Source organism: Pseudomonas subflava (assembly GCF_023823685.1).
GTDB classification, from domain to species: Bacteria; Pseudomonadota; Gammaproteobacteria; order Pseudomonadales; family Pseudomonadaceae; genus Aquipseudomonas; species Aquipseudomonas subflava.
Window position 1 is genome coordinate 299,733 of sequence record NZ_JAMXBF010000003.1, and the last position, 23,848, is coordinate 323,580.

Annotated in this window: 24 protein-coding genes and 1 other RNA gene; 11 read left to right on the top strand and 14 right to left on the bottom strand. The window is 66.8% G+C overall.

What is annotated here, in order from left to right; genetic code table 11:
• Positions 1 to 114: 114 nt before the first annotated feature.
• The 5 genes from NF616_RS04815 to NF616_RS04835 are packed head-to-tail and all read right to left on the bottom strand — an operon-like array spanning position 115 to position 4,921.
• Positions 115 to 1,332, bottom strand: coding sequence for a 2-octaprenyl-3-methyl-6-methoxy-1,4-benzoquinol hydroxylase (locus NF616_RS04815; protein ID WP_252271919.1), 1,218 nt, complete (start codon positions 1,330 to 1,332; stop codon positions 115 to 117).
• Between the two features lie 9 nt (positions 1,333 to 1,341).
• On the bottom strand, positions 1,342 to 1,827 hold the full coding sequence (locus NF616_RS04820) for a DUF4442 domain-containing protein (protein WP_252271920.1): 486 nt from the start codon (positions 1,825 to 1,827) through the stop codon (positions 1,342 to 1,344).
• A gap of 9 nt (positions 1,828 to 1,836) precedes the next feature.
• The gene (gene ubiH, locus NF616_RS04825) at positions 1,837 to 3,021 is read right to left on the bottom strand and encodes a 2-octaprenyl-6-methoxyphenyl hydroxylase (protein WP_252271921.1); all 1,185 of its coding nucleotides are present in this window, start codon (positions 3,019 to 3,021) and stop codon (positions 1,837 to 1,839) included.
• A 1-nt stretch (position 3,022) separates the two neighbouring features.
• Positions 3,023 to 4,357: a Xaa-Pro aminopeptidase gene (gene pepP / locus NF616_RS04830; protein ID WP_252271922.1), complete on the bottom strand. Its 1,335-nt coding sequence runs from the start codon at positions 4,355 to 4,357 to the stop codon at positions 3,023 to 3,025.
• A gap of 9 nt (positions 4,358 to 4,366) precedes the next feature.
• Positions 4,367 to 4,921 carry a YecA/YgfB family protein gene (locus NF616_RS04835; protein WP_252271923.1) on the bottom strand — a complete coding sequence of 185 codons (555 nt, stop codon included), beginning with the start codon at positions 4,919 to 4,921 and terminating at the stop codon, positions 4,367 to 4,369.
• A 145-nt stretch (positions 4,922 to 5,066) separates the two neighbouring features.
• On the opposite strand from NF616_RS04835, the gene NF616_RS04840 reads away from it, so the two are divergent.
• The 4 genes from NF616_RS04840 to NF616_RS04855 all read left to right on the top strand — a co-directional run bounded on the left by NF616_RS04840 (position 5,067) and on the right by NF616_RS04855 (position 6,407).
• Positions 5,067 to 5,276, top strand: coding sequence for a TIGR02449 family protein (locus NF616_RS04840; RefSeq protein WP_252271924.1), 210 nt, complete (start codon positions 5,067 to 5,069; stop codon positions 5,274 to 5,276).
• Positions 5,273 to 5,587: a cell division protein ZapA gene (locus tag NF616_RS04845; protein ID WP_252271925.1), complete on the top strand. Its 315-nt coding sequence runs from the start codon at positions 5,273 to 5,275 to the stop codon at positions 5,585 to 5,587. The genes NF616_RS04840 and NF616_RS04845 overlap by 4 nt, the downstream gene beginning before the upstream one ends.
• Before the next feature lie 33 nt (positions 5,588 to 5,620).
• Positions 5,621 to 5,799: non-coding RNA, 6S RNA (gene ssrS / locus NF616_RS04850), on the top strand.
• Between the two features lie 8 nt (positions 5,800 to 5,807).
• Positions 5,808 to 6,407, top strand: a complete 600-nt coding sequence (locus NF616_RS04855) for a 5-formyltetrahydrofolate cyclo-ligase (RefSeq protein WP_252272473.1) — start codon at positions 5,808 to 5,810, stop codon at positions 6,405 to 6,407.
• A 34-nt stretch (positions 6,408 to 6,441) separates the two neighbouring features.
• Here NF616_RS04855 and NF616_RS21215 read toward each other — a convergent pair whose 3' ends face one another.
• Positions 6,442 to 6,573, bottom strand: coding sequence for a hypothetical protein (locus NF616_RS21215; RefSeq protein ID WP_286674911.1), 132 nt, complete (start codon positions 6,571 to 6,573; stop codon positions 6,442 to 6,444).
• Positions 6,574 to 6,773: 200 nt separating this feature from the next.
• Here NF616_RS21215 and NF616_RS04860 point away from each other — a divergent pair, with 200 nt between their 5' ends.
• Together NF616_RS04860 and NF616_RS04865 are read left to right on the top strand one after the other, a co-directional pair.
• Complete coding sequence (locus tag NF616_RS04860; RefSeq protein WP_252271926.1) at positions 6,774 to 7,223, top strand: EVE domain-containing protein; 450 nt, start codon at positions 6,774 to 6,776, stop codon at positions 7,221 to 7,223.
• 50 nt (positions 7,224 to 7,273) lie between these two features.
• Positions 7,274 to 9,127, top strand: a complete 1,854-nt coding sequence (locus NF616_RS04865; RefSeq protein ID WP_252271927.1) for a sensor domain-containing diguanylate cyclase — start codon at positions 7,274 to 7,276, stop codon at positions 9,125 to 9,127.
• Between the two features lie 13 nt (positions 9,128 to 9,140).
• Here NF616_RS04865 and NF616_RS04870 read toward each other — a convergent pair whose 3' ends face one another.
• The gene (locus NF616_RS04870) at positions 9,141 to 9,551 is read right to left on the bottom strand and encodes a flagellar basal body-associated protein FliL (protein ID WP_252271928.1); all 411 of its coding nucleotides are present in this window, start codon (positions 9,549 to 9,551) and stop codon (positions 9,141 to 9,143) included.
• Positions 9,552 to 9,708: 157 nt separating this feature from the next.
• Between NF616_RS04870 and NF616_RS04875 the strand changes: the two genes are divergently transcribed.
• Complete coding sequence (locus NF616_RS04875) at positions 9,709 to 10,689, top strand: NADPH:quinone oxidoreductase family protein (RefSeq protein WP_252271929.1); 981 nt, start codon at positions 9,709 to 9,711, stop codon at positions 10,687 to 10,689.
• Between the two features lie 52 nt (positions 10,690 to 10,741).
• Here the strand turns inward: NF616_RS04875 and NF616_RS04880 are convergent, their stop codons facing one another.
• The 4 genes from NF616_RS04880 to trxA all read right to left on the bottom strand — a co-directional run bounded on the left by NF616_RS04880 (position 10,742) and on the right by trxA (position 15,137).
• Positions 10,742 to 11,710: a CDP-6-deoxy-delta-3,4-glucoseen reductase gene (locus tag NF616_RS04880; protein WP_252272474.1), complete on the bottom strand. Its 969-nt coding sequence runs from the start codon at positions 11,708 to 11,710 to the stop codon at positions 10,742 to 10,744.
• A 26-nt stretch (positions 11,711 to 11,736) separates the two neighbouring features.
• Positions 11,737 to 13,203: a 4-hydroxy-3-polyprenylbenzoate decarboxylase gene (ubiD, locus tag NF616_RS04885; RefSeq protein ID WP_252271930.1), complete on the bottom strand. Its 1,467-nt coding sequence runs from the start codon at positions 13,201 to 13,203 to the stop codon at positions 11,737 to 11,739.
• A 109-nt stretch (positions 13,204 to 13,312) separates the two neighbouring features.
• On the bottom strand, positions 13,313 to 14,572 hold the full coding sequence (gene rho / locus NF616_RS04890; RefSeq protein WP_252271931.1) for a transcription termination factor Rho: 1,260 nt from the start codon (positions 14,570 to 14,572) through the stop codon (positions 13,313 to 13,315).
• Positions 14,573 to 14,810: 238 nt separating this feature from the next.
• The gene (gene trxA, locus NF616_RS04895; protein WP_252271932.1) at positions 14,811 to 15,137 is read right to left on the bottom strand and encodes a thioredoxin TrxA; all 327 of its coding nucleotides are present in this window, start codon (positions 15,135 to 15,137) and stop codon (positions 14,811 to 14,813) included.
• Between the two features lie 207 nt (positions 15,138 to 15,344).
• Between trxA and ppx the strand changes: the two genes are divergently transcribed.
• Complete coding sequence (gene ppx / locus NF616_RS04900) at positions 15,345 to 16,844, top strand: exopolyphosphatase (protein ID WP_252271933.1); 1,500 nt, start codon at positions 15,345 to 15,347, stop codon at positions 16,842 to 16,844.
• A 131-nt stretch (positions 16,845 to 16,975) separates the two neighbouring features.
• On the opposite strand, the gene serA is transcribed toward ppx, so the two are convergent.
• The gene (serA, locus tag NF616_RS04905) at positions 16,976 to 18,205 is read right to left on the bottom strand and encodes a phosphoglycerate dehydrogenase (RefSeq protein ID WP_252271934.1); all 1,230 of its coding nucleotides are present in this window, start codon (positions 18,203 to 18,205) and stop codon (positions 16,976 to 16,978) included.
• Positions 18,206 to 18,382: 177 nt separating this feature from the next.
• Between serA and NF616_RS04910 the strand changes: the two genes are divergently transcribed.
• The 3 genes from NF616_RS04910 to NF616_RS04920 all read left to right on the top strand — a co-directional run bounded on the left by NF616_RS04910 (position 18,383) and on the right by NF616_RS04920 (position 21,533).
• Positions 18,383 to 19,777 carry an FAD-binding oxidoreductase gene (locus tag NF616_RS04910; protein WP_252271935.1) on the top strand — a complete coding sequence of 465 codons (1,395 nt, stop codon included), beginning with the start codon at positions 18,383 to 18,385 and terminating at the stop codon, positions 19,775 to 19,777.
• A gap of 88 nt (positions 19,778 to 19,865) precedes the next feature.
• Entirely contained in the window at positions 19,866 to 20,531 is a 666-nt protein-coding gene (locus NF616_RS04915) for a fumarylacetoacetate hydrolase family protein (protein ID WP_252271936.1), read from the top strand.
• Between the two features lie 78 nt (positions 20,532 to 20,609).
• On the top strand, positions 20,610 to 21,533 hold the full coding sequence (locus tag NF616_RS04920) for an SdiA-regulated domain-containing protein (RefSeq protein WP_252271937.1): 924 nt from the start codon (positions 20,610 to 20,612) through the stop codon (positions 21,531 to 21,533).
• Between the two features lie 87 nt (positions 21,534 to 21,620).
• Here NF616_RS04920 and NF616_RS04925 read toward each other — a convergent pair whose 3' ends face one another.
• On the bottom strand, positions 21,621 to 22,655 hold the full coding sequence (locus NF616_RS04925; protein ID WP_252271938.1) for a histone deacetylase family protein: 1,035 nt from the start codon (positions 22,653 to 22,655) through the stop codon (positions 21,621 to 21,623).
• A gap of 146 nt (positions 22,656 to 22,801) precedes the next feature.
• Positions 22,802 to 23,845, bottom strand: coding sequence for an ABC transporter substrate-binding protein (locus NF616_RS04930; RefSeq protein WP_252271939.1), 1,044 nt, complete (start codon positions 23,843 to 23,845; stop codon positions 22,802 to 22,804).
• Positions 23,846 to 23,848 lie beyond the last annotated feature (3 nt).

Sequence of the window (23,848 nt, forward strand, 5' to 3'; positions counted from 1 at the left end):
ACTGCGAAAAGGCACTAAATGATAGTGACTCGCAGCTGCGAGCAGTAGCGTTTTTATGTCGCAGTGTGTCGCTGCCCCTCTAGCCGGCCCTCTGGACCGGCTCGACGGCAACTTTCAGACGGCCGCCAGCTCCGGCAGATCGCCGACCAGGCCGAGGGCGCGGCGGACGAACAGGGCCTTGGCGTCCGGCAGCTCGTCGACCCAGTTGAGGCCGCTGTTGCGCAGCAGGCGGATCGGCAGCGGGTCGGCCTGGAACAGGCGCTCGAAGCCCTCCATCGCCGCCATCATCGCCAGGTTGTGCGGCATGCGCCGGCGCTCGTAGCGGCTGAGCACACGCACGTCGCCGGGTTGCTCGCCACGCTGCAGCGCGTGCAGCAGCACCTCGGCCAGCACCGCGGCGTCGAGGAAGCCGAGGTTGACGCCCTGGCCGGCCAGCGGGTGGATGCTGTGGGCGGCATCCCCGATCAGCGCCAGGCCGCTCTCCACATAGCGCTTGGCATGACGCTGGCGCAGCGGGATGCACACCCGCGGATCGGCATCAGTGATCTGCCCCAGGCGCCATTCGAAAGCCTTGCCCAACTCACCGCGGAAGGCCTCGTCGTCCAGTGCCATCAGGCGCTCGGCCTCGGCCGGCACGGTAGACCAGACGATCGAGCACCAGCGCTCGTCGCCCTGACGGCTCAGCGGCAAGAAGGCCAGCGGGCCGTCGTCGGTGAAACGCTGCCAGGCGGTGGCCTGGTGCGGGCGCTCGCAGCGCACGCTGGTGACGATGGCATGGTGCAGGTAATCCCACTCGCGGGTGGCGCAGCCGGCCAGGCGGCGCACCGCCGAGTTGGCGCCATCGGCGGCCACCAGCAGCGGCGCGCGCAGTTCGCGGCCGTCGGCCAGGGTCAGCAGCCAGCCGTCGCCGGAGCGGCGCAGTTGCTCCAGGCGTGCGCTGCCGAGCAGGCCGATCCGGCTGTCGTGCAAGCGTTCGAGCAGGGCGTCCTGCACCACGCGGTTCTCGACGATATGGCCGAGGGTTTCGGCATGCACGCTGGCGGCGGCGAAGTGCACGCTGCCGGTGCCCGAGCCGTCCCACACGCGCATATCGCGGTAGGCCGAGGCGCGCCGGGCGACGATGCCATCCCATACGCCGAGGCGCTCGAGGATGCGCTGGCTGGCGGCGGACAGGGCGCTGACCCGAGGCTCGAAGGCGCCTTCGGCGTCGAACGGGCGGACACTGAGCGGGCCGCCATCGACGATCAGGATCTCCAGGCCGCTGTGTTCCAGCGCCAGGGCCAGGGCGCTGCCAACCATGCCGGCGCCCACGATGATCAGGTCCGCTTGCATCTCGTTTCCTCAGGCTGCAGTGCGCCGCACGCGCGGCTTGAGTCGGATATACAGGGTCTTGTGCGCCGTGGCGACCAGCGTGCCTTCGCCATCGCGGATCTCCACGTGCAGCTGCGGCAGGTACTTGTCGCCGCCGGCGGTCTTGTCGCGAATCTCCGCCAGCAGGGCGTCGTCGATACGGAAGTCGGCATACACTGGGCCCTTGCCGGGGCTGACGAAGTCGATGCTGGCGGCCTTGTCCCAGACGATGTAGTCGTCGCCCAGCAGCGGCATCAGCAACAGCATGTAGAAAGGGTCGATCATGCTGTACAGCGAGCCGCCGAACTGGGTGCCGACGAAGTTGCGGTTGTACCAGCGCAGCGCCATTTTCACCCGCGCGTGGCGGCAGTCCGGGCTGATCTGCTGCACGCGGATGCCGGCGCCGAGGTAAGGCGGATAGAGATTCAGGCCAATGCGCAGCAGGCGGGCGCGGCGCGCCAGTTGACGGTCAGTCACGTACGTCTCTCACAGGGAACGGGTACCCAGGCCCATGGCCTGGCGGGCGAACCAGCGCTTGGCCGGCGGCAAGAGGTCGAGACCGAGCAGGCCGAGGGTACGGCCGGCCACCAGCAGCGACTCGCCGCGGCCGAACAGGCGGGTGACACCGTCGGAGAAGCCGACGGTCAGCGCCTGGTCCTGGCGCTGGCGCTGCAGATAGCGCTGCAGCACGGCGAAGTCGCCGGGGCCGTCGGCGCCCTCCAGCAGGCTCTCGGCCAGGGCCTGGGCGTCGCGCAGGGACAGGTTGAAGCCCTGCCCCGCCACCGGGTGCAGGCTGTGGGCGGCGTTGCCCAGTACCACCAGGTGCGGGCGCACCTGCTCGGTGGCCTCGACCAGCGCCAGCGGATAGACATGCCGCGCGCCGACCTGGCGCAGGGCGCCGAGGCGGTAGCCGAAGGCGTCCTGCAGCTCGCTCAGGAAGGCGCGGTCGGACAGCGCCTGCAGGCGTTCGGCGTCCACCGGAGGGCGGGTCCAGACCAGCGCGCAGCGTTCGTCCGACAGCGGCAGCAGGGCCAGCGGGCCCTGCTCGGTGAAGCGTTCGAAGGCCTGGCCGCCGTGCGGCTCGGCGGGGCTGACGTTGGCGATCAGCGCACTCTGCTCATAGGCGGTGTGGCGCACGGCGATGCCCAGTTGCTCGCGCAGGCCGGAGCGGCCGCCGTCGGCCAATATGGCCAGTTCGCAATCAAGACTGGAGTCGTCGCCGAGGTGCAGGCGGTAGCCGGCCTCTAGCGCTTCCATCCGCGTCACTTCCGCCGGGCAGCGCCACTCGACGACCTCGGGGTCCAGGGCCTTCCACAGGCAGTGGCCCATCCAGGCGTTTTCCAGCACGTAGCCGAGGGCCGGCACGCCCTCGTCGGCGGCGCTCAGGCGAGTGGCGCCGAAGCGGCCGCGGTCGGAGACCTGGATCTGGGTGATGGCCTCGGCGCGCTCGGCGAGCAGCGGCCACAGGCCGAGGCGCTCGAAGATCTGCCGGCTGCCGTAGGACAGGGCGCTGGAACGCGCATCGTAGCTCGGCTGCCAGGCATCGCCCGGGGCGAACGGCTCGATCAGCACGATGCGCCAGCCACGCGCCCGCGCCCCGGCCTGCAGGGCCAGCGCCAGGCTGGCGCCGACGAGTCCACCGCCGACGATGGCGAGCTGCACGCGGCTCAACTCAGGCGGCCTGCTCGCGGGCGGCGGCCATCAGCGCCTCGATCTCGGCGACCGTTTTCGGCACGCCGCCGGTGATGACTTCGCAGCCGGTCTTGGTCACCAGCACGTCATCCTCGATGCGCACGCCGATGCCGCGCCACTTCTTGGCGACCTTGTCGTTGTCCGCGGCGATGTAGATGCCCGGCTCGACGGTCATGGCCATGCCCGGCTCGAGCACGCGCCACTCGCCGCCGACCTTGTAGTCGCCGACGTCGTGCACGTCCATGCCCAGCCAGTGGCCGGCGCGGTGCATGTAGAAGGGCTTATAGGCCTCGCTGGCGATCAGCTGCTCGACGTCGCCCTCGAGCAGGCCCAGGTCGACCAGGCCGGCGGTGATGACCCGCACGGTGGCCTCGTGGGCCTCGTTCCAGTGCTTGCCGGGGGCGATGTGCTTGAACGCCTCTTCGTTTGCCTCGAGCACCAGCTCGTAGATGGCCTTCTGCTCGGGCGAGAACGTGCCGTTGACCGGGAAGGTACGGGTGATGTCGCTGGCGTAGCAGTCGATCTCGCAGCCGGCGTCGATGAGCACCAGGTCACCATCCTTCAGCGGCGCGTCGTTCTCGCGGTAATGCAGGATGCAGGCATTCCTGCCGGCGGCGACGATGCTGCCGTAGGCCGGCATCTTCGCCCCGCCCTTGCGGAATTCGTAGTCCAGCTCGGCCTCGAGGTGGTACTCGAACAGCCCGGCGCGGCTGGCCTGCATGGCGCGGATATGCGCGCGCGCGCTGATCTCGGCGGCCTCCTTCATCACCTTGGCCTCGGCCGCGCTCTTGTACAGGCGCATGTCGTGCAGCAGGTGGTCGAGGGCGACGAATTCGTTGGGCGGAATCGCCCCCTGGCGCGCCTTGGAGCGGATCACGTTGATCCACTCCATCAGCCGATGATCGAACTCCTGATGGGTGCCGATGGCGTAGTAGACACGCTCACGGCCCTCGATCAGGCCCGGCAGAATGTCGTCGATATCGCCGATGGGGAAGGCATCGTCGGCGCCGTACTGGGCGACGGCGCCGTCCTGGCCGGCGCGCAGGCCGTCCCACAACTCGCGCTCCGGATCACGCTCGCGGCAGAACAGCACGTATTCGCCGTGCTCGCGACCGGGGATCAGGGCCAGCACGGCCTCCGGCTCGGGAAAGCCGGTGAGGTACTGGAAGTCGCTGTCCTGGCGGTACACGTGCTCGACGTCGCGGTTGCGGATGTACACCGGCGCCGCGGCCAGGATGGCGATGCTGTTGGGTTCCATCTGCTCCATCAGCGCCTTGCGCCGGCGGGCGTATTCCGCTTTCGGGATGCTGACCATGACTCGACCTTAGTGCAGGGAGGGTTTGGGCGCGGGAGCGGCGGCCTTGCCGCATTCGGCGAACAGCAGCAGCGGCGCCACGCGCAGGTATTCCATCACTTCCATATAGTCGCTCTCGCCGTCCTCGGATTCCTCCAGCGCGCTCTGCACCTGGGCGATGGCGGAAAGATCCTGCAGCACTTCCATGGCCTCGGCGCTCAGCGCGGCGTTGCCGAGGACCATGCCGAAGCCGTCGAGGAAGCCCTGGCACCACTGCCCCAGCGCCTTGGCCCGCTCGGCCAGCGGCGCGTCGTCGCCGGGCAGCAGCAGGACCAGGGTGACGTCGCTGCCGGAGAGTTCGCCCTTGACCATCTCCTGCAGGCCGACCAGCGCCTGGCGCACGTTGTCGGCCGGCTCGCCGCCGAGCAATTCGCTGGCGTCCGCGACCCAGGACTCGGCCTCGAAGCCAGCCCCGGCGCAGCTGCGGCCGACCAGCAGGCCGTGCAGCTCGGCGGGTGAAACGGGTTTGCCGGTGCTCGCCAGGAGGGCGGCGAAGGCGGTGTAGGGAGAGTTCGAAATGGACATGGCAACTAGGCGCTGAACCGCGCTATCTCTAGAATGGAGGCCCCGTATCCTAGCACCGGCGGACGCGGCCAAGCCATCGAAGCCGCCGTCGCCGCCACGCCCCGCATCCTTTATAGTGCAGCCACTCATAGCCTTGGTGGAGCCCATGGAAGACGCCGAACTGCAAGCCCTGTCGCGCAAGCTGGAACAGCTGATCCAGCGCGTCGAGCAGCTGAAGTCGCAGAACCGTGCCCTGCTGGCCAGTGAGCAGGCCTGGCGCGAGGAACGCGCCCATCTGATCGAAAAGAACGAAATGGCCCGGCATAAGGTCGAAGCGATGATTTCGCGCCTGAAAGCCCTGGAGCAGGACTCATGACCCAGTCGAACACCGTAACCGTGCACATCCTCGACAAGGACTACTGCATCGCCTGCCCCGCAGACGAGCGCGCCAACCTGGAGAGCGCCGCACGCTACCTCGACGGCAAGATGCGCGAAATCCGCTCCGGCGGCAAAGTCATCGGCGCCGACCGCATCGCCGTGATGGCCGCGCTGAATATCACCCACGACCTGCTGCACAAGCAGCAGCGCCTGGACGAGGAAGCGAGCTCCACCCGCGAGCGCGTGCGCGACCTGCTGGACCGCGTCGACAACGCACTCGCCGCCGATCAGGACGGCCAGTTACTCTGATCCCAGAGCGGTTCGATGGGGTATACTGCGGCCAGCTCCCTGGTGTGTTGGCCAGTCGGTGATGTCCCTGAGCCGATACGCACAACCACGGGGGTTGCCAGTGGGGCCGGTGTGCATGTCCGCCTGACGGAAAGCCTTAACGCCCTCTGCAACCTCCACCTTGAACTTTCGGGTTCAAGGGCTAACCCGACAGCGGCATGACCGGGGAGTCTTGAATTCCATGATCCTGGCTGGTGATCTCTCCCGCGCAGCCCTGCGCCGCCAGCTCCGCCAGGCTCGCCGCACGCTCTCTCCCCAGCAACAGAAGCGCGCCGCCCGGGACCTGTACCGGCAGCTGGCGCAGCATCCGCTGTTTCGCCGCGCACGCCACATCGCCCTGTATCTGCCGAACGACGGCGAGATCGACCCGCGCCCGCTGCTGCGCGAGGCCCAGTGTCGCGGCAAGGCCACCTACCTGCCGGTGCTCAGCGCCTGGCCGCGCAACCGAATGAGGTTCCAGCGCGTGCGCATGCACGAAGCGATGGTACGCAACCGCTTTCGCATCGAGGAACCGCTGACCAATCCGAAGCGCCAGCGCAAGGTCTGGACGTTGGATCTGGTGTTACTGCCGCTGGTGGGCTTCGACGCCCACGGCGGACGCCTGGGCATGGGCGGGGGGTTTTACGACCGCAGTCTGGCCTATCGGCATTTGCGCAAAAATTGGCACAAACCGACGCTACTCGGTGTGGCTCACGACTGTCAGCGGGTAGATCGACTTGCGCTGGCAAGCTGGGACGTGCGGCTCGGCGCGGTAGTGACCGATCGACATTGGTACGACTGAAGCCGCCGCGCTCCCTGCGGCGACATCGTCGCGATCATTGCTGGCTCTGGATAGACACCGAAGCGTCATCCTGACGATCCCAGAGACCCTGGGTGTAACCTGTGGTAACCATCCCCAGGCTGAACAGAATGACCAGCACCCACAACAGATCTGGTTTGCGTTTCATCGTATTGCCTCCCCCTTTCGGCATACTGCTCGTCGTTACCGGCGGCGGTGTTTTTATTGGCCGTTACCGCGGCGCCTAGCCCGAGCCCTCGGCCGCCGGGAAGGCGGAAGAACTCGCGGACTGGATTGGTCGCCAACCGGCGGTCCGTGGCGGGACATTCTTCGGACCCGCGCAAGGACCGGCAAACAGGAGCAAAGTTCATGCCTCATTGGCTGATGAAATCAGAACCCGACGAACTGTCCATCCATCACTTGCAGCAGCTCGGCACGGCGCGCTGGGATGGGGTGCGCAACTACCAGGCACGCAACTTCATGCGCAGCATGCAACCGGGCGACCTGTTCTTCTTCTACCACTCCAGCTGTCCCGAGCCGGGCATCGCCGGTATCGCCCGAATCGCCGGTACGGTCTACCCGGACCCCACCGCCCTGGACCCGCAGAGCCATTACTTCGATGCCAAGGCCAGCGCCGAGAAGAATCCCTGGAGCGCGCTGGATGTCGAGTTCGTCGAGGCCTTCCCTATCGTCCTGCCGCTGGCAAGCCTGCGCGCCGAGCCGGCCCTGGCGGAGCTGGCACTGGTGCAGCGCGGCAGCCGCCTGTCGGTGATGCCGGTGAGCAACGCCCAATGGGCCGCCGTTCTCGCACTGCGTTGAGTCGCGGCAGGCGCTGTGCTATGACCAGCACATAGCCTGCGGAGCCGATGATGCGCGCACGATCCGTCTGGCCGGCGCGCCTGGCGCTGGTCGTCCTTTTCCTGATGATGTGCCTGGCCAGCCTGGCGCTCTGGCAGCAGCTGGAGGACGATCAGCGCGAACGCATCGGCGAGCGCGTCGACTACCAGGCCCAGGCCCTGGCACGCCAGCTGGAAAATACCCTGCAGGCCGAGGTGGAAAGCCTGGAGCGCATCGCCCGCCTGTGGCGCCACCTCGGCCGTCTCGACCGCAAGGACTGGGAACAGGAGGCGCAGCTGGCGCTGGACGAATTTCCCGCCTACCAATCCATACAATGGCTCGGCCCTGACCTGTACATGCGCTGGCTGGTGCCGCTGCAGGGCAACGAGGCGGCCACCCGCTTTCACCTCGCTCCAGACCACCCCAATTACCCGGTGGCGATACAGGCTAGACAGACCGGCCAGCAACGCTTCTCCAACAGTTTCCAGCTGGTCCAGGGCGGGCGCGGCTTCGTCCTCTATACGCCGCTATACCTGGACGGCGCTGAAGGGCAGTTGGAGTTCGACGGTTTCCTGCAAGGCGTATTCCGGGTCGATCCTCTGATGGACCGCCTGCTCGACCAACTCGGCGACGACGGCTTCAGCGTGCGCCTGCTGGAGAACAGCCAGGTCCTCTATCGCCTCGAACGCTCCGAGACGGTAGGCGGCATGACTCGCGACGTGCCGCTGCAGCTCCTCAACAATGGCGCCTTCAAGCTCCAGCTGAGTCCTACCACTCGCCTGGTGCAGGGTCTGTCCACACCACTACCGCAGGTAGTGCTGGGCGCCAGCCTGGCCATCAGCCTGCTGCTGGTCGCGGCGCTGGCCCTGGCTCTGGAAAACGCCCGACGCACCGGTGCCACTCAGCAGGCCAACCGGCGCCTACGGGTCGAGGCGGAGCGCCGCGAGGAAATCGAACGCCACCTGCGTGACAGCCGTGAACGCCTGCAACTGGTGCTCGACCTCACCGACTCGAGCCACGACGGACTGTTCATCTTCGATACCCGCAGCCGCGAGCTGCTGCACATGAACCAGGCTACCTATGCGGGCCTTGGCTACCGCGCCGAACAGTTCGCCGAGCTGCTGCGCGACCATCCGGACCAGTTGCTGCCGGGTTTCGACGAATGGCTGGAGCAGGTCCGCGAGGCTCAGCGAGACAATCAGTCGCGCATCTTCCAGCGCGAGCTGTGCCGCCGCGACGGCAGTCGTCGACCGGCCGAGATCAACACCCAGCTGGTACGTCTGGGCGAGCGTGAATACCTGATCGCCGTGTCCCGCGACAACAGCGAACGCCTGGAACTGGAGGCGCGCCTGCAGCGCCTGTCGCAACAGGATGGCCTGACCGGCCTGTACAACCGGCGCTTCTTCGACCAGCAGCTGCACAGCGAGTGGCGCCGCCTGCGCCGGGTGGGCGCGCCGCTGGCGCTGCTGATGCTGGATATCGATCATTTCAAGGCGTTCAACGACACCCTCGGCCACCTGGCCGGCGATGACGCCCTGCGTCAGGTCGGCAAGGCGCTACAGGACAGCCTGCAGCGCGAGGGTGACGTGGCCTGCCGCTACGGCGGCGAGGAATTCGCCATCATCCTGGCCAACACGGGTCTGGAGGGCGGCGAGCATGTGGCGGCGCGGGTGCATGACCTGGTCGCCGAGCTCGCCATCGCTCACCCCGGCAGCCCACAGAAACGCCTGACCCTGAGCATCGGCCTGGCCATCGCCGAGCCGGTCAGCGAGGAGCAGCCGGGCAGCCTGATTGCACATTGCGACCAGGCCCTGTACCGGGCCAAGCACGAGGGCCGCGACCGCACCTGCGTGTGGAGCGAGGCAACGGACGGCGAGGCGCGCTAGGCGCCGGCGCGAATCACTGGATGATCAGGTTGTTGAACAGCAGGTCCTCGACGATCGGTATGCCCTCTTCCTGGGTCAGCACATCCTGCACCTGCTTCAGCGCGTCCTGGCGCAGCTTCTCCTTGGCGGCCTCGTCGGCCATGCTGGCGTCGGTCTGCTGGGAGAACAGCATCACCAGCTGGTTGCGGATCAGCGGCTCGTGGTGCTCGACCTTTTCCTCCGCCTCGGTGCCGGTCACGCGCAGGGCGATGTCGGCCTTGAAGAACTTCAGCTTCGGCCCGGCGCCGAAGTTGCCCACCAGCGCCGGCACCAGGCTGACATAGGCGACCTTGGGTGCGGCGTTCTCTTCCTCCTCGCCGCCACCGCTGGCCAGGGCGGCGCACGGCAGGATCAGGGCGAGCAGCAGGGCGATGGACTTCTTCACGGGCGACTCCTCGAAAGCGAATGCCGCCTAGCATAGCCATAGCGGCCCGCGCGCCCAAGCCCGACGCTTATGACAGGCCATCAGATGCGGCCATGCTCGTTGACCCCGCAGGCTCGCCACCTACACTGCCGGACAGTCACGAACCCGAGGAAAGTCCATGAAAGCCCTGCTCTGCAAAGCCTTCGGCCCGGCCTCCAGCCTGGTCCTGGAAGACCTGCCCAGCCCCGAACCGAAGAAGAACGAGGTGCTGATCGAGGTGCATGCCGCCGGGGTGAATTTCCCTGACACGCTGATCATCGAAGGCAAGTACCAGTTCAAGCCACCCTTCCCCTTCGCCCCGGGTGGCGAGGCGGCCGGCGTGGTCAAGGCGGTCGGCGAGAAGATCAGCCACCTGCGCGCCGGCGACCGGGTCATGGCCCTCACCGGCTGGGGCGGTTTCGCCGAGGAAGTAGCGGTGCCCGGCTACAACGTGCTGCCGGTGCCGAAGAGCATGGAGCTGACCACCGCGGCGGCCTTCGGCATGACCTACGGCACTTCAATGCACGCCCTGAAGCAGCGCGCCAACCTGCAGCCGGGCGAGACCCTGCTGGTGCTCGGCGCCTCCGGTGGCGTCGGCCTGGCGGCGGTGGAGATCGGCAAGGCCATGGGCGCCAAAGTGATCGCCGCGGCGAGCACCGCCGAGAAGCTGGAAGTGGCGCGCAACGCGGGCGCCGACCACCTGATCAACTACAGCGAGCAGAGCCTGAAGGACGAGGTGAAGAAGCTCACCGGCGGCCAGGGCGTGGACGTGATCTACGACCCGGTGGGTGGCGAGCTGTTCGAGGAGGCCTTCCGCTCCATCGCCTGGAACGGTCGCTTCCTGGTGGTGGGCTTCGCCGCCGGCGGCGGCATCCCGGCCCTGCCGGCCAACCTGCCGCTGCTCAAGGGCGCGGCGCTGGTCGGGGTGTTCTGGGGCTCGTTCGCCCAGCGCCAGCCGCAGGACAATGCCGCCAACTTCCAGCAGCTGTTCGCCTGGCATGCCGAGGGCAAGCTCAAGCCGCTGGTGTCGCAGACCTTCCCGCTGGCCCGCGGCGGCGAGGCCATTGACGCGCTGGGCCAGCGCAAGGCGGTTGGCAAGGTGGTGGTGCAGGTCAGGTAAGACCGCGCACCAGAAGAAGCCGCCTACGGGCGGCTTTTTCGTTTCCGGACGGTCACTCGCGAGGGGCGTAGGCGAACACGTCGGCGCGCATCTGGTGGGCGTCCATACCGGCCTCCACCAGTGCGTCGAGGGTGCCGTAGACCATGGCCGGCGAGCCGCTGGCGTAGACGTGCAGGGCCGCCAGATCGGCGAAGTCCTCGCACACCGCCTCGTGCAGCATGCCGCAGCGCCCGGGCCAGCCGCAGGTCTCGCTGACCACCTGGTGCAGGTGCAGGCCGGGTTGCCCCTGCCAGTCGCGCCAGTGGTCCAGATGGTAGAAGTCGTCGGGGTGGCGCACGCCCCAGTACAGGTGCAGCGGGTGGTCGAAGCCGGTGGCGCGGCAGTGTTCGATCAGGCTGTGCATCTGCGCCATGCCGGTACCGGCGGCGATCAGCACCAGCGGCCCGTCGGGCAACTCGGCCAGGTGGGTATCGCCGAAGGGCATCTGCACCCGCGCCAGGCGGGTGCGTCGCAACTGGGCCATCAGCTGGCGCGTGCTGTCCTCGCGGACCAGCACGTGCAGCTCCAGGTCGCGCCCCTGATGCGGCGCCGAGGCCAGGGAGAAGGCCGACCATTCGCCGTCGTCGCGCTGCAGCAGCAGGTACTGTCCGGCGTGGTAGCGCGGCGCCTTACCGGCCGGGGCGCGCAGGCGCACGCGGCAGACATCGCCGCCGAGGTCGGTGAGCTCGAGCACCTGGCAACCGAAGGTGCGCACCGGCAGCTCGCCTGGGGCGAGCACGCCGTCCCAATGCAGCACGCAGTCTTCCAGCGGCTCGGCCAGGCAGGTGAACAGCTCGCCGTGGTCAAGCTCGGCGCCGGCCTGGCGCACCCGCCCCTCCACCAGCAGCGCCGCGCAGATGTGGCAGTTGCCGTTGCGGCAGCTTTGCGGGCAGTCGTAGCCCAGGCGCCGCGCGGCATCGAGGATGCGCTCGCCGTCCTGTACGTTGAGCACCGCGCCCGAGGGTTGCAGGGTGACCTTCATGAAGCCGTCGGCAGATGACCCGCTCATCAATCGATGCCCAACTCGTTCCAGATCTCGTCGATACGTGAGACCACGGCAGGGTCCTTCTCGATCACCCGACCCCACTCGCGGCTGGTTTCGCCCGGCCACTTGTGGGTGGCGTCGAGGCCCATCTTCGAGCCGAGGCCGGAGACCGGCGAGGCAAAGTCGAGATAGTCGATCGGCGTATTGTCGATCATCACCGTGTCGCGCTTGGGGTCCATGCGCGTGGTGATGGCCCAGATCACGTCGTTCCAGTCGCGCGCGTTGACATCGTCGTCGGTGACGATGACGAACTTGGTGTACATGAACTGGCGCAGGAAGGACCAGACGCCGAGCATCACGCGCTTGGCGTGGCCGGGGTACTGCTTCTTCATGGTCACCACCGCCATGCGGTAGGAGCAGCCTTCCGGCGGCAGGTAGAAGTCGGTGATCTCCGGGAACTGCTTCTGCAGGATCGGCACGAACACCTCGTTCAGCGCCACGCCGAGGATCGCCGGCTCATCCGGCGGGCGGCCGGTGTAGGTGCTGTGGTAGATCGGCTCGCGCCGACGGGTGATGCGCTCGACGGTGAACACCGGGAAGGTGTCGACCTCGTTGTAGTAGCCGGTGTGGTCGCCGTAGGGGCCTTCCGGCGCGGTCTCGCCCGGATAGATGTGGCCCTCAAGGACGATCTCGGCGCTGGCCGGCACCTGCAGGTCGGAGCCGATGGCCTTGACCAGCTCGGTACGATGGCCGCGCAGCAGGCCGGCAAAAGCGTATTCGGAGAGGGTGTCCGGCACCGGGGTGACGGCGCCGAGGATGGTCGCGGGATCTGCGCCCAGGGCCACGGCCACCGGATAGGGGCGATCCGGGTACTTCTGGCACCACTCGCGGTAGTCCAGCGCGCCGCCGCGGTGGCTGAGCCAGCGCATGATCACCTTGTTGCGACCGATCACCTGCTGGCGGTAGATGCCGAGGTTCTGCCGCTCCTTGTTCGGCCCCTTGGTGATGGTCAGGCCCCAGGTGATCAGCGGCGCCACGTCACCCGGCCAGCAGGTCTGCACCGGCAGCTTGCCCAGGTCGACCGCGTCGCCCTCCTCGATCACCTCGTGGCAGGGCGCATCCTTGAGGACCTTGGGCGCCATGCTGATGACCTTCTTGTAGATCGGCAGCTTGCTCCAGGCGTCCTTCAGGCCCTTCGGCGGCTCGGGCTCCTTGAGGAAGGCCAGCAGCTTGCCGATCTCGCGCAGCTCGCCGACATCCTCGGCGCCCATGCCCAGCGCCACGCGCTCGGGGGTGCCGAACAGGTTGCCCAGCACCGGCACGTCGAAGCCGGTGGGCTTCTCGAACAGCAGCGCGGGACCGCCACGGCGCAGGGTGCGGTCGCAGATTTCGGTCATTTCCAGCACGGGGGAGACCGGGGTCTGGATGCGCTTGAGTTCGCCGCGCTTTTCCAGCTCGCGGATGAAGTCGCGCAGGTCGCGATACTGCATGCTTGGGCCTCACAGGTCGGGGCGCAAAGTTTAGCGCCGAACTGGGTTATTCAGAAGGCTGCACAAACGCAAAGGCCGGGTTTCCCCGGCCTCTGTGGCAACGCTCGAATCACTTCCGCTTCATGGAGAGGAAGAATTCTTCGTTGGTCTTCGTATCTTTCAGCTTGTCGGTGAGGAACTCGATGGCGGCGATCTCGTCCATCGGGTGCAGCAGCTTGCGCAGGATCCACATGCGCGCCAGCTCTTCCTCGCCGGTCAGCAACTCCTCGCGGCGGGTGCCGGACTTGTTGATGTTGATGGCCGGGAACACGCGCTTCTCGGCGATGCGGCGGTCCAGCGGCAGCTCCATGTTGCCGGTGCCCTTGAATTCCTCGTAGATCACCTCGTCCATCTTCGAGCCGGTCTCGACCAGCGCGGTGGCGATGATGGTCAGCGAACCGCCTTCCTCGATGTTACGGGCGGCGCCGAAGAAGCGCTTCGGCTTCTCCAGGGCGTGGGCGTCGACACCACCGGTCAGGACCTTGCCGGAGCTCGGAATCACGGTGTTGTAGGCACGCGCCAGGCGGGTGATGGAGTCGAGCAGGATGACCACGTCCTTCTTGTGCTCGACCAGGCGCTTGGCCTTCTCGATCACCATCTCGGCGACCTGCACGTGGCGGGTTGGCGGCTCGTCGAAGGTCGAGGCGACCACTTCGCCGCGCACGGTGCGCTGCATCTCGGTCACTTCTTCCGGGCGCTCGTCGATCAGCAGGACGATCAGGTAGCACTCGGGGTTGTTGCGGGTGATGTTGGCCGCGATGTTCTGCAGCATGATGGTCTTGCCCGCTTTCGGCGGGGCGACGATCAGGCCGCGCTGGCCCTTGCCGATCGGCGCGCAGAGGTCGATCACCCGGCCAGTGATGTCCTCGGTGGAGCCGTTGCCGGCCTCCATGGTCAGGCGCTTGGTCGGGAACAGCGGGGTCAGGTTCTCGAACAGGATCTTGCTCTTGGCATTTTCCGGACGGTCGAAGTTGATGGTGTCGACCTTGAGCAGGGCGAAGTAGCGCTCGCCTTCCTTCGGCGGGCGGATCTTGCCGACGATGGTGTCACCGGTACGCAGGTTGAAGCGGCGGATCTGGCTGGGCGAGACGTAGATGTCGTCCGGGCCGGCCAGGTAGGAGGAGTCCGCGCTGCGCAGGAAGCCGAATCCATCCTGGAGGATCTCCAGCACGCCGTCGCCGCCAATCTCTTCGCCACTTTTCGCGTGTTTCTTCAGCAGGGCGAAGATGATGTCCTGCTTGCGCGAACGGGCCATGTTTTCCAGACCGGCCTGGTCGGCCATGTCCAGCAGTTCGGCAATCGGCTTTTGCTTGAGTTCGGTCAGATTCATAGGAATGACGTAGGTATGAGAAAGGGAGGGGAAAGCCCCGAGGGCTTTGCTGGCCGCGCCGCGAAGAAGGCGACTGGGTCGCTCGATATTATCGGGAGGGGTGCGTCGGCGACGGCTTGGAGGGCAGCGAGGAACCCGCTGCAGGCCCGAATGTAACACCGGGTTTACGGGAACGTCCAGCCCGCACAATGAAAAAGCCCCGCGAGGTGCGGGGCTTTTCTCATCCGGGGCGAGTGCCTCAGATATTGGCGTCGAGGAAGGCGGCCAGCTGCGACTTGGACAGGGCGCCTACCTTGGTGGCCTCGACGTTGCCGTTCTTGAACAGCATCAGGGTCGGGATGCCACGCACGCCGTACTTCGGCGGAGTTTCCTGGTTCTCGTCGATGTTCAGCTTGCAGACCTTCAGCTTGCCCTGGTAGGTCTGGGCGATCTCGTCGAGGACCGGGGCGATCATCTTGCACGGACCGCACCACTCGGCCCAGTAGTCGACCAGAACCGGACCTTCGGCCTTGATCACATCGTCTTCGAAGCTGGCGTCGCTGACGTTGGTGATGAATTCGCTCATGTACAGTCTCCGTGCTCGGAAGCAAAAAAGTGACGCCATGATAGCCCGCATCCGCCCCCGCCGAAAGCCGCTCTCCATTGAGCTTGACTATCAATGAATTTCATACAACCGATGAAAGAGTACGGCAACACGGCGCGGGCGGTTAACATGCGGTCATTGGCGCACCCGCTCGGCGAGGTGCCCGCGTTTCGTTAAGGGATTTCTTTCATGCCCACTAGCACCAAACAATTTCCCCTGATCGCCGCGATCGACCTCGGCTCCAACAGTTTCCACATCGTGCTGGCCAAGGCCGACCACGGCGAAATCCGCATTCTCGAACGGCTCGGCGAGAAGGTGCAGCTGGCGGCCGGCCTGGACGACGAGCGCCAGCTCAGCGAGGAGGCCATGCAGCGCGGCCTCGACTGCCTGCGCCGCTTCGGCCAGCTGATCCAGGGCCTGCCCCACGGCGCCGTGCGCATCGTCGGCACCAACGCCCTGCGCGAGGCGCGCAACCGCGCCGAATTCATCCGCCGCGCCGACGAACTACTCGGCCACCAGGTCGAGGTGATCTCCGGCCGTGAAGAGGCGCGCCTGATCTACCTGGGCGTCTCCCACACCATTGCCGATACCCCCGGCAAGCGCCTGGTGGTGGACATCGGCGGCGGCAGTACCGAGTTCATCGTCGGCCAGCGCTTCGAGCCGCTGCTGCGCGAGAGCCTGCAGATGGGCTGCGTCAGTTTCACCCGCCGCTACTTCAAGGACGGCAAGATCACCCCGGCACGCTATGCCCAGGCCTACACCGCCGCGCGGCTGGAGCTGATGGGCATCGAGCAGGGCCTGCAGCGCCTGGGCTGGCAGGAATCGGTGGGCGCCTCCGGCACCCTGCGCGCGGTGGGCCTGGCGATCAAGGCCGGTGGCCAGGGCAATGGCGAGATCACTCCCGAGGGCCTGGCCTGGCTCAAGCGCAAGGTGTTCAAGCTGGGCGAGGTGGACAAGCTGGATATCGACGGCATCAAGCCCGACCGCCGGCAGATCTTCCCGGCCGGCCTGGCCATCGCCGAGGCGATTTTCGACGCCCTCGACCTGCAGCGTATGGACCACTCCGAGGGCGCCCTGCGCGAAGGCGTGCTCTACGATCTGCTCGGCCGTCACCACCACGAGGATGTGCGCGAACGCACCCTCGGCGCGCTGATGGAGCGCTACCACGTCGACCTGCAACAGGCCGCACGGGTCGAGACCAAGGCGCTGCAGGCGCTGGAGAAGGTCGCCAGCGCCTGGCAGCTGGACGAAGACCGCCACCGCGACCTGCTGCAGTGGGCCTCGCGGGTCCACGAGATCGGCCTGGACATCGCCCACTACCAGTACCACAAGCACGGCGCCTACCTGATCGAACACTCCGACCTGGCCGGCTTCTCCCGTCGCGACCAACTGATGCTGGCCCTGCTGGTGCGCGGCCACCGTCGCAACATCCCCAAGGAGCGCTTCGCCGAGTTCGGCGAGGACGGCGTGCAGCTGCTGCGCCTGTGCGTGCTGCTGCGCTTCGCCATTCTGTTCCACCACATCCGCGGCACCCAGGAAATGCCCAGGGTGCAGCTCGAGGCCGGCCCGCAGAGCCTGGACCTGACCTTCCCCGAAGGCTGGTTGACGGCCAACCCGCTGACCCAGGCCGACTTCGAGCAAGAGGCCGAATGGCTGACCCGCATCGGCTTCGTCATGACGGTGCGCTGAGAAACGGGCATTCGGGGCGCGCCCTGCGAAGACGCGCAAGAAAAAAAGGGAGGCCGAAGCCTCCCCTTTTTCGTTTCCGCCTCGGACGACGCCAGGAGGCGTCGCGAGCGGCGGTCGCCGTTATCGGCCGCTTAGAACAGCACGCGGCTGCGGATGGTGCCGTTGACGTGCTGCAGCTTTTCCAGCGCCAGGTCCGAGTACTCGGCGTCGACGTCGATCACCACGTAGCCGACCTTGTCGTTGGTCTGCAGGAACTGGCCGGAGATGTTGATGCCGTTGTCGGCGAACACCTTGTTGATCTCGCTCATCACGCCCGGCACGTTCTGGTGGATGTGCAACAGGCGGTGCTTGCCCGGGTGGGCCGGCAGGGCGACTTCCGGGAAGTTCACCGAGGACACCGAGGTGCCGTTGTCGCTGTACTTGACCAGCTTCTCGGCCACTTCCAGGCCGATGTTGGCCTGGGCCTCGGCGGTGGAGCCGCCGATGTGCGGGGTCAGGATCACGCGATCCAGGCCGCGCAGCGGGCTCTCGAACACGTCGTCGTTGGACTTCGGCTCGACCGGGAACACGTCGACGGCGGCGCCGATCAGGTGCTCGTCCTTGATCGCATTGGCCAGGTGATCCAGCTCGACCACGGTGCCGCGGGCGGCGTTGATCAGGATGCCGCCCTTCTTCATGGCGCGGATTTCCTTCTCGCCGATCATCCACTGGGTGGAGGGCAGCTCCGGCACGTGCAGGGAGACGATGTCGCACAGGCCCAGCAGCTCGTGCAGGTTGCCGATCTGGGTGGCGTTGCCCAGCGGCAGCTTGGTCACCACGTCGTAGAAGTAGACCTGCATGCCCAGCGCCTCGGCCAGCACCGAGAGCTGGGTGCCGATGGAGCCGTAGCCGACGATGCCCAGCTTCTTGCCGCGGATCTCGAAGGAGTTGGCCGCCGACTTGATCCAGCCGCCGCGGTGGCAGGAGGCGTTCTTCTCCGGGATACCGCGCAGCAGCAGGATGGCCTCGGCCAGGACCAGCTCGGCCACCGAGCGGGTGTTGGAATAGGGGGCGTTGAACACGGCGATGCCGCGCTCGCGGGCGGCGCCCAGGTCGACCTGGTTGGTGCCGATGCAGAAGCAGCCGACGGCGACCAGCTTCTTGGCGCAGTCGAAGACCTCTTCGGTCAGCTGGGTGCGGGAGCGGATGCCGATGAAGTGGACGTCGGCGATCTTTTCCTTCAGCTCGTCGCCGGACAGCGCGGTCTTGAGGTACTCGATGTTGGTGTAACCCGCGGCCTTCAGCACGTCGACGGCGTTCTGGTGCACGCCTTCCAGCAGAAGGAACTTGATCTTGCTCTTGTCGAGAGAGGTCTTGCTCATCGGAGTACCTGTGGTCCCACAAAAAAGTGTCAGGAAAACGGCCGCGGCCGGCTCCGCGGATCGGCTGGGAGGCACGATTGGCGGGGTGCGTATGCTAGCATACGAGCCCCGCGAAACAGCCACCCCTGGGCGATGAAGCGTTCTCAGGGTGACCATGAACCGTTTGAGAGTTCCGAGATGACCAATCCCGCCCTGATCGAAGAGCTGAAGACCCTGGTGGAGCCCGGCAAGGTATTGACCGATGCCGACTCCCTCAATGCCTACGGCAAGGATTGGACCAAGCATTTCGCCCCGGCGCCCAGCGCCATCGTCTTCCCCAAGACCGTCGAGCAGGTGCAGGCCATCGTGCGCTGGGCCAATGCCCGCAAGGTCGCCCTGGTGCCCTCCGGCGGCCGCACCGGCCTGTCCGCCGCCGCCGTGGCGGCCAACGGCGAGGTGGTGGTGGCCTTCGACTACATGAACCAGGTCCTCGCCTTCAACGAGTACGACCGCACCGTGGTCTGCCAGCCGGGCGTGGTGACCAAGCAGCTGCAGCAGTACGCCGAGGACAAGGGCCTGTACTACCCGGTGGACTTCGCCTCCAGCGGCTCCAGCCAGCTGGGCGGCAACATCGGCACCAACGCCGGCGGCATCAAGGTGATCCGCTACGGCATGACCCGCAACTGGGTCGCCGGCATGAAGGTGGTCACCGGCACCGGCGAGCTGCTGGAACTCAACCGCGACCTGATCAAGAACGCCACCGGCTACGACATGCGCCAGCTGTTCATCGGCGCCGAAGGCACGCTGGGCTTCGTCGTCGAAGCCACCATGCGCCTGGAGCGCGCGCCGAAGAACCTCACCGCGATGGTGCTCGGCACCCCGGACTTCGACTCGATCATGCCGGTGCTGCACGCCTTCCAGAACAAGCTGGACCTGACCGCCTTCGAGTTCTTCTCCGACAAGGCCCTGGCCAAGATCATGGCCCGCGGCGACGTGCCGCCGGCCTTCGAGACTGACTGCCCGTTCTACGCCCTGCTGGAATTCGAGGCCACCACCGAGGAAGTCGCCAACCAGGCGCTGGAGACCTTCGAGCACTGCGTCGAGCAGGGCTGGGTGCTGGACGGCGTGATGAGCCAGAGCCAGCAGCAGCTGGAGAACCTGTGGAAGCTGCGCGAATACATCTCCGAGACCATCAGCCACTGGACCCCGTACAAGAACGACATCTCGGTCACCGTCGGCCAGGTGCCGGCGTTCCTGCACGACATCGACCGCATCGTCGAGGCCAATTACCCGGACTTCGAAGTGGTGTGGTTCGGCCACATCGGCGACGGCAACCTGCACCTGAACATCCTCAAGCCGGAGAACCTGAGCAAGGACGAATTCTTCGCCAAGTGCGCCGTGGTCAACCAGTGGGTGTTCGAGACCGTGCAGAAGTACAACGGCTCGATCTCCGCCGAACACGGCGTGGGCATGACCAAGCGCGACTACCTGCACTACAGCCGCTCCGAGGCCGAGATCGGCTACATGAAGGCGATCAAGCAGGTGTTCGACCCCAACGGCATCATGAACCCGGGCAAGATCTTCCCTCTTTGACTTCCGTCGGATGGCCGGCGCCGCGCGCACCTGCCATCCTGCCGCTCCGCGGTGGCAGTCCACCGTCTCCCCGATCCTAGGAGCCCGCATGAGCTACCAGCACCAGTACATCGACGGCACCCCGATCCACTTCCCGCTGGGCAAGGTGGTCTGCGTCGGCCGCAACTACGCCGAGCATGCGAAGGAACTGAACAACCCGGTCCCGACCGAGCCGCTGCTGTTCATCAAGCCCGGCAGCTGCACCGTGCCGATGGACGACGGCTTCGCCATCCCGCAGGACCGTGGCGCCGTGCACTTCGAGGCGGAGATCGCCGTGCTGATCGGCAAGCCGCTGTCGAAGCAGCCGAGCGAAGAGGAAGTCCGCGACGCCATCTCCGGCTTCGCCCCGGCCCTCGACCTGACCCTGCGCGACGTGCAGGCCCGGCTCAAGGAGAAGGGCCTGCCCTGGGAACTGGCCAAGTCCTTCGACGGCGCCTACGTGCTGGCGCCCTTCGTCACCGCCGATGCGGTGGAAGACGTGCGCGATATCGGCATCCGCCTGACCATCGACGGCCAGGTGCGCCAGGACGGCAACGCCCGCGACATGCTCAACCCGATCATCCCGCTGATCCAGCACATCGCCGCCCACTTCAGCCTGCAGCCGGGCGACGTGGTGTCCACCGGCACGCCGGCCGGCGTCGGCCCGCTGGGCAGCGGCGAGAGCCTGGAAATCGAACTGGTCGGCCTGTCGCGCTTCGCCACCCGGGTGCTGTGAGGCCCGGGCGTCGGGCCTTCACGGAACTTTCACCGCCGCTGGGCTATCTAGAGGGCTCGCTTTAGCCGAGTCCTCCGGATGTCCCTCGCCCTCTCCCGCCGCCACACGCTGTGCCTCGCACTGGTGGCCATCCTCGCCCTCTTCGTCGCGCTGATCCGCTACCTGCACTGGGACGACCAGACCCTGCTGTGGCTCAAGGAGCAGAACATGCCGGCCGCCGACCGCGCCGCCAGCATCTGGCTGCCGGGCTACCAGGCCCGCATCGAGGGCAAGCCGCTGCGCGGCCTGGAAGAAGACGAAACCTCCGACCTGGCCTACAGCCCGCTGACCGGCACGCTGTTCACCGTGACCGGCAAGCTGCCGATGCTGGTCGAGCTGAGCCGCACCGGCGAGGTGCTGCGGCGCATCGCGCTCAAGGGCTTTTCCAATCCCGAGGGCGTGGCGGTCCTGGAGAACGGCAAGATCGCCCTGACCGACGAGCGCAAGCGCAACCTGTCGATCTTCGAACTTACCCCGCAGACCCGCGAGCTGAACCTGGCCGATGCCGATCCCTACGACCTCGGCTTCCCCGACGCCGGCAACAAGGGCTTCGAGGGCATCGCCTGGGACCCAGCCCAGCAGCGCCTGCTGCTCGGCAAGGAGCGCGAGCCCACGGCGATGTTCAGCCTGCACAGCGACGGCCAGCACCTGCGCGACCAGGCCCTGCAGCCGCTGCCGAGCTACGGCCTGGGCATGCGCAACCTCTCCGCGCTCAGCGTCGATCCGCGCACCGGTCACATCCTCGCCCTCTCCGCACAGTCACGCCTGCTGCTGGAGCTGGACGAGAAGGGCGAGCCGATCAGCTTCATCAGCCTGATCGGCGGAAGCAGCGGCCTGGAAGACCGCATCCCGCGCGCCGAAGGCGTGGCCATGGACGAGGACGGCACCATCTACATGGTCAGCGAGCCGAACCTGTTCTACGTGTTCCGCAAGGACGAGCCGTTCGCCGCTCCCCAGGGCTGACCAAGACAGGCCGCGCGGCGCACCCTACACGCGAGCCGACGCCCCTGACGCAGGGTGCGCCGTGCGCACCATTTGCCGGCCGTAGCCTCAGCGCGTCACGCTGTCGAAGCCCTGCAGCACGTTGATCGCGTTGATGCCGATCTCCTCCACCGCGTAGCCGCCCTCCATGACGAACAGGGTCTGCAGGCCCAGTGCGCCGATGGTCTCGCCCATGCGCAGGTAGTCCGGGCTGTCCAGCTTGAACTGGGAGATCGGGTCTTCCTTGAAGGTGTCCACGCCCAGCGACACGATCAGCGCGTCCGGTGCGTAGGCGGCGATCTGCCGGCAGGCGGCGGCCAGCGCCAGGTTCCACACCGACCAGTCGCTGCCGGCGGCCAGCGGATAGTTGAAGTTGAAGCCCTGGCCGACGCCCGCGCCCTTCTCGTCGGCGTAACCGAGGAAGAACGGGTACTCGAAGCGCGGGTCGCCGTGGATCGAGGTGAACAGCACGTCGGCGCGGTCGTAGAAGATGTCCTGGGTGCCGTTGCCGTGGTGATAGTCCACGTCGAGGATGGCCACCCGGCTGGCGCCCTGGTCGAGCATGGCCTGGGCGGCGATGGCGGCGTTGTTGAAGTAGCAGTAGCCGCCCATGTAGTCCGCCGCGGCATGGTGGCCCGGCGGACGGCACAGCGAGAACACCCCGCGCGCGCCCTTGGCCAGCTCGGCCTGGCCGGTCAGCGCGACGTTCACCGAGCTGCTCACCGCCTGCCAGGTGCCCGCGGTGATCGGTACGCCGGCATCGAAGCTGTAGTAGCCGAAGCGCCCGTCGACGCTGTCCGGGATGGTCTGGCGCAGGCGCCGGTTGGGCCAGGTGAAGGGCAGCATGTCGTAGTCGCGGCCCATGGCCTGCCACTCGGCCCAGGCGCCCTTGAGGAAGTGCACGAAACCCTCGTCGTGCACCCGCAGGATCGGCTCCAGGCCGAACTCGCGCGGCGTCGCCACCTCGCCCAGCTTCACCTTCTGCGCCCGCGCCAGCACCATGTCGGCGCGGCTGGGCTTCTCGAAGCAGGGCGCCAGCTGGCCGTCGATCAATTCGAACTTGCCGTGGTGCAGGTGATGGTCGTCGCTATAGATGGTCAGCATGAGGGGCTCCCCGGACTCGGGTCGGTCCGTGAAAAGTTGCGAGTGGAATCCCCTCTCCCCAACGGGGAGAGGGCTAGGGAGAGGGGGCTGTCGCGCACCCTCTCCCCCAACCCCTCTCCCGTAAACGGGAGAGGGGAGCGAAGCGCTTATTTCTTCAGCTTGGTCCAGACCTTGGTGCGCAGCGCCAGGGCCTTGGGCGAGCAGAGCTTGAACGAGCGCAGGCGCTCGAGTTTGTCCTGCGGGGTGTTGATCGCCGGATCGTCGAACAGGGCCTTGTCCATGAACTTCTCGGCGCCGGCGATGGCGTTATTGTACTTGGCGAAGTTGGAGGCGGCGGCGATGTTCTCCGGCTGCATCATCCAGTTTATGAACACGTGGGCCTCCTCGACGTTGGTCGCGCCCTTGGGAATCACGAAGTTGTCGATGAAGGTGGAAATGCCCTCCTTCGGATAGACGTAGACCAGGGAATCGCGCTGCTCCTTGGCGCGGTGGAAGGCGCCGTTCCACTGCTGGTGCATGGCCACCTCACCCGCGGCCATGCGCTCGATGGTGCCGTCGCTGTTGTACATGGCCAGCATGTCCTTCTGCTGGCTCAGCAGCTCCATGATCTTCTTCACCTCCTGTGGGTCCTCGGTGCAGCGGTCGATGCCGAGGTAGAAGGCGGCCGGCGGGAACAGGTCGTCCATCGAGTTGAGCGCCACCACCTTGCCCTTCAGCTCGGCCGGTGGGGCGAAGAACGGGCCCCAGCTCTCGTCGAGCTTGCCGCCCGGCACCTGGGCGCTGTCGTAGCTGTAGCCGGTGGTGCCCCACAGGTAGGGAACGCTGTAGTCGTGGCCGGGGTCGAAGTCGAGCTTCTGGAAGGTCGGCGCCAGGTTGGCCAGGTTCGGCAGCTTGCTCTTGTCGAACTTCTGCAGCAGGTCCTCCTGGACCATGATCTGGATGAAGCTGTCCGACGGCACCACCACGTCGTAGTTGCCGCCGCCGGCCTTGAGCTTGGCCAGCAGCGTCTCGTTGGAGTCGTAGGCGTCGAGGGTGGCCTTGATGCCGGTGTCGGCCTCGAACTTCTTCAGCAGCTCCGGCGGGTAGTAGTCCGACCAGTTGGCGAAGTTGAGGCTGCCGGCGGCCTGGGCGGCGCCGGACAGGCCGAGGGCGAGTACAACGGATAGCGCGAGCGGGGTACGACGGATCATGGT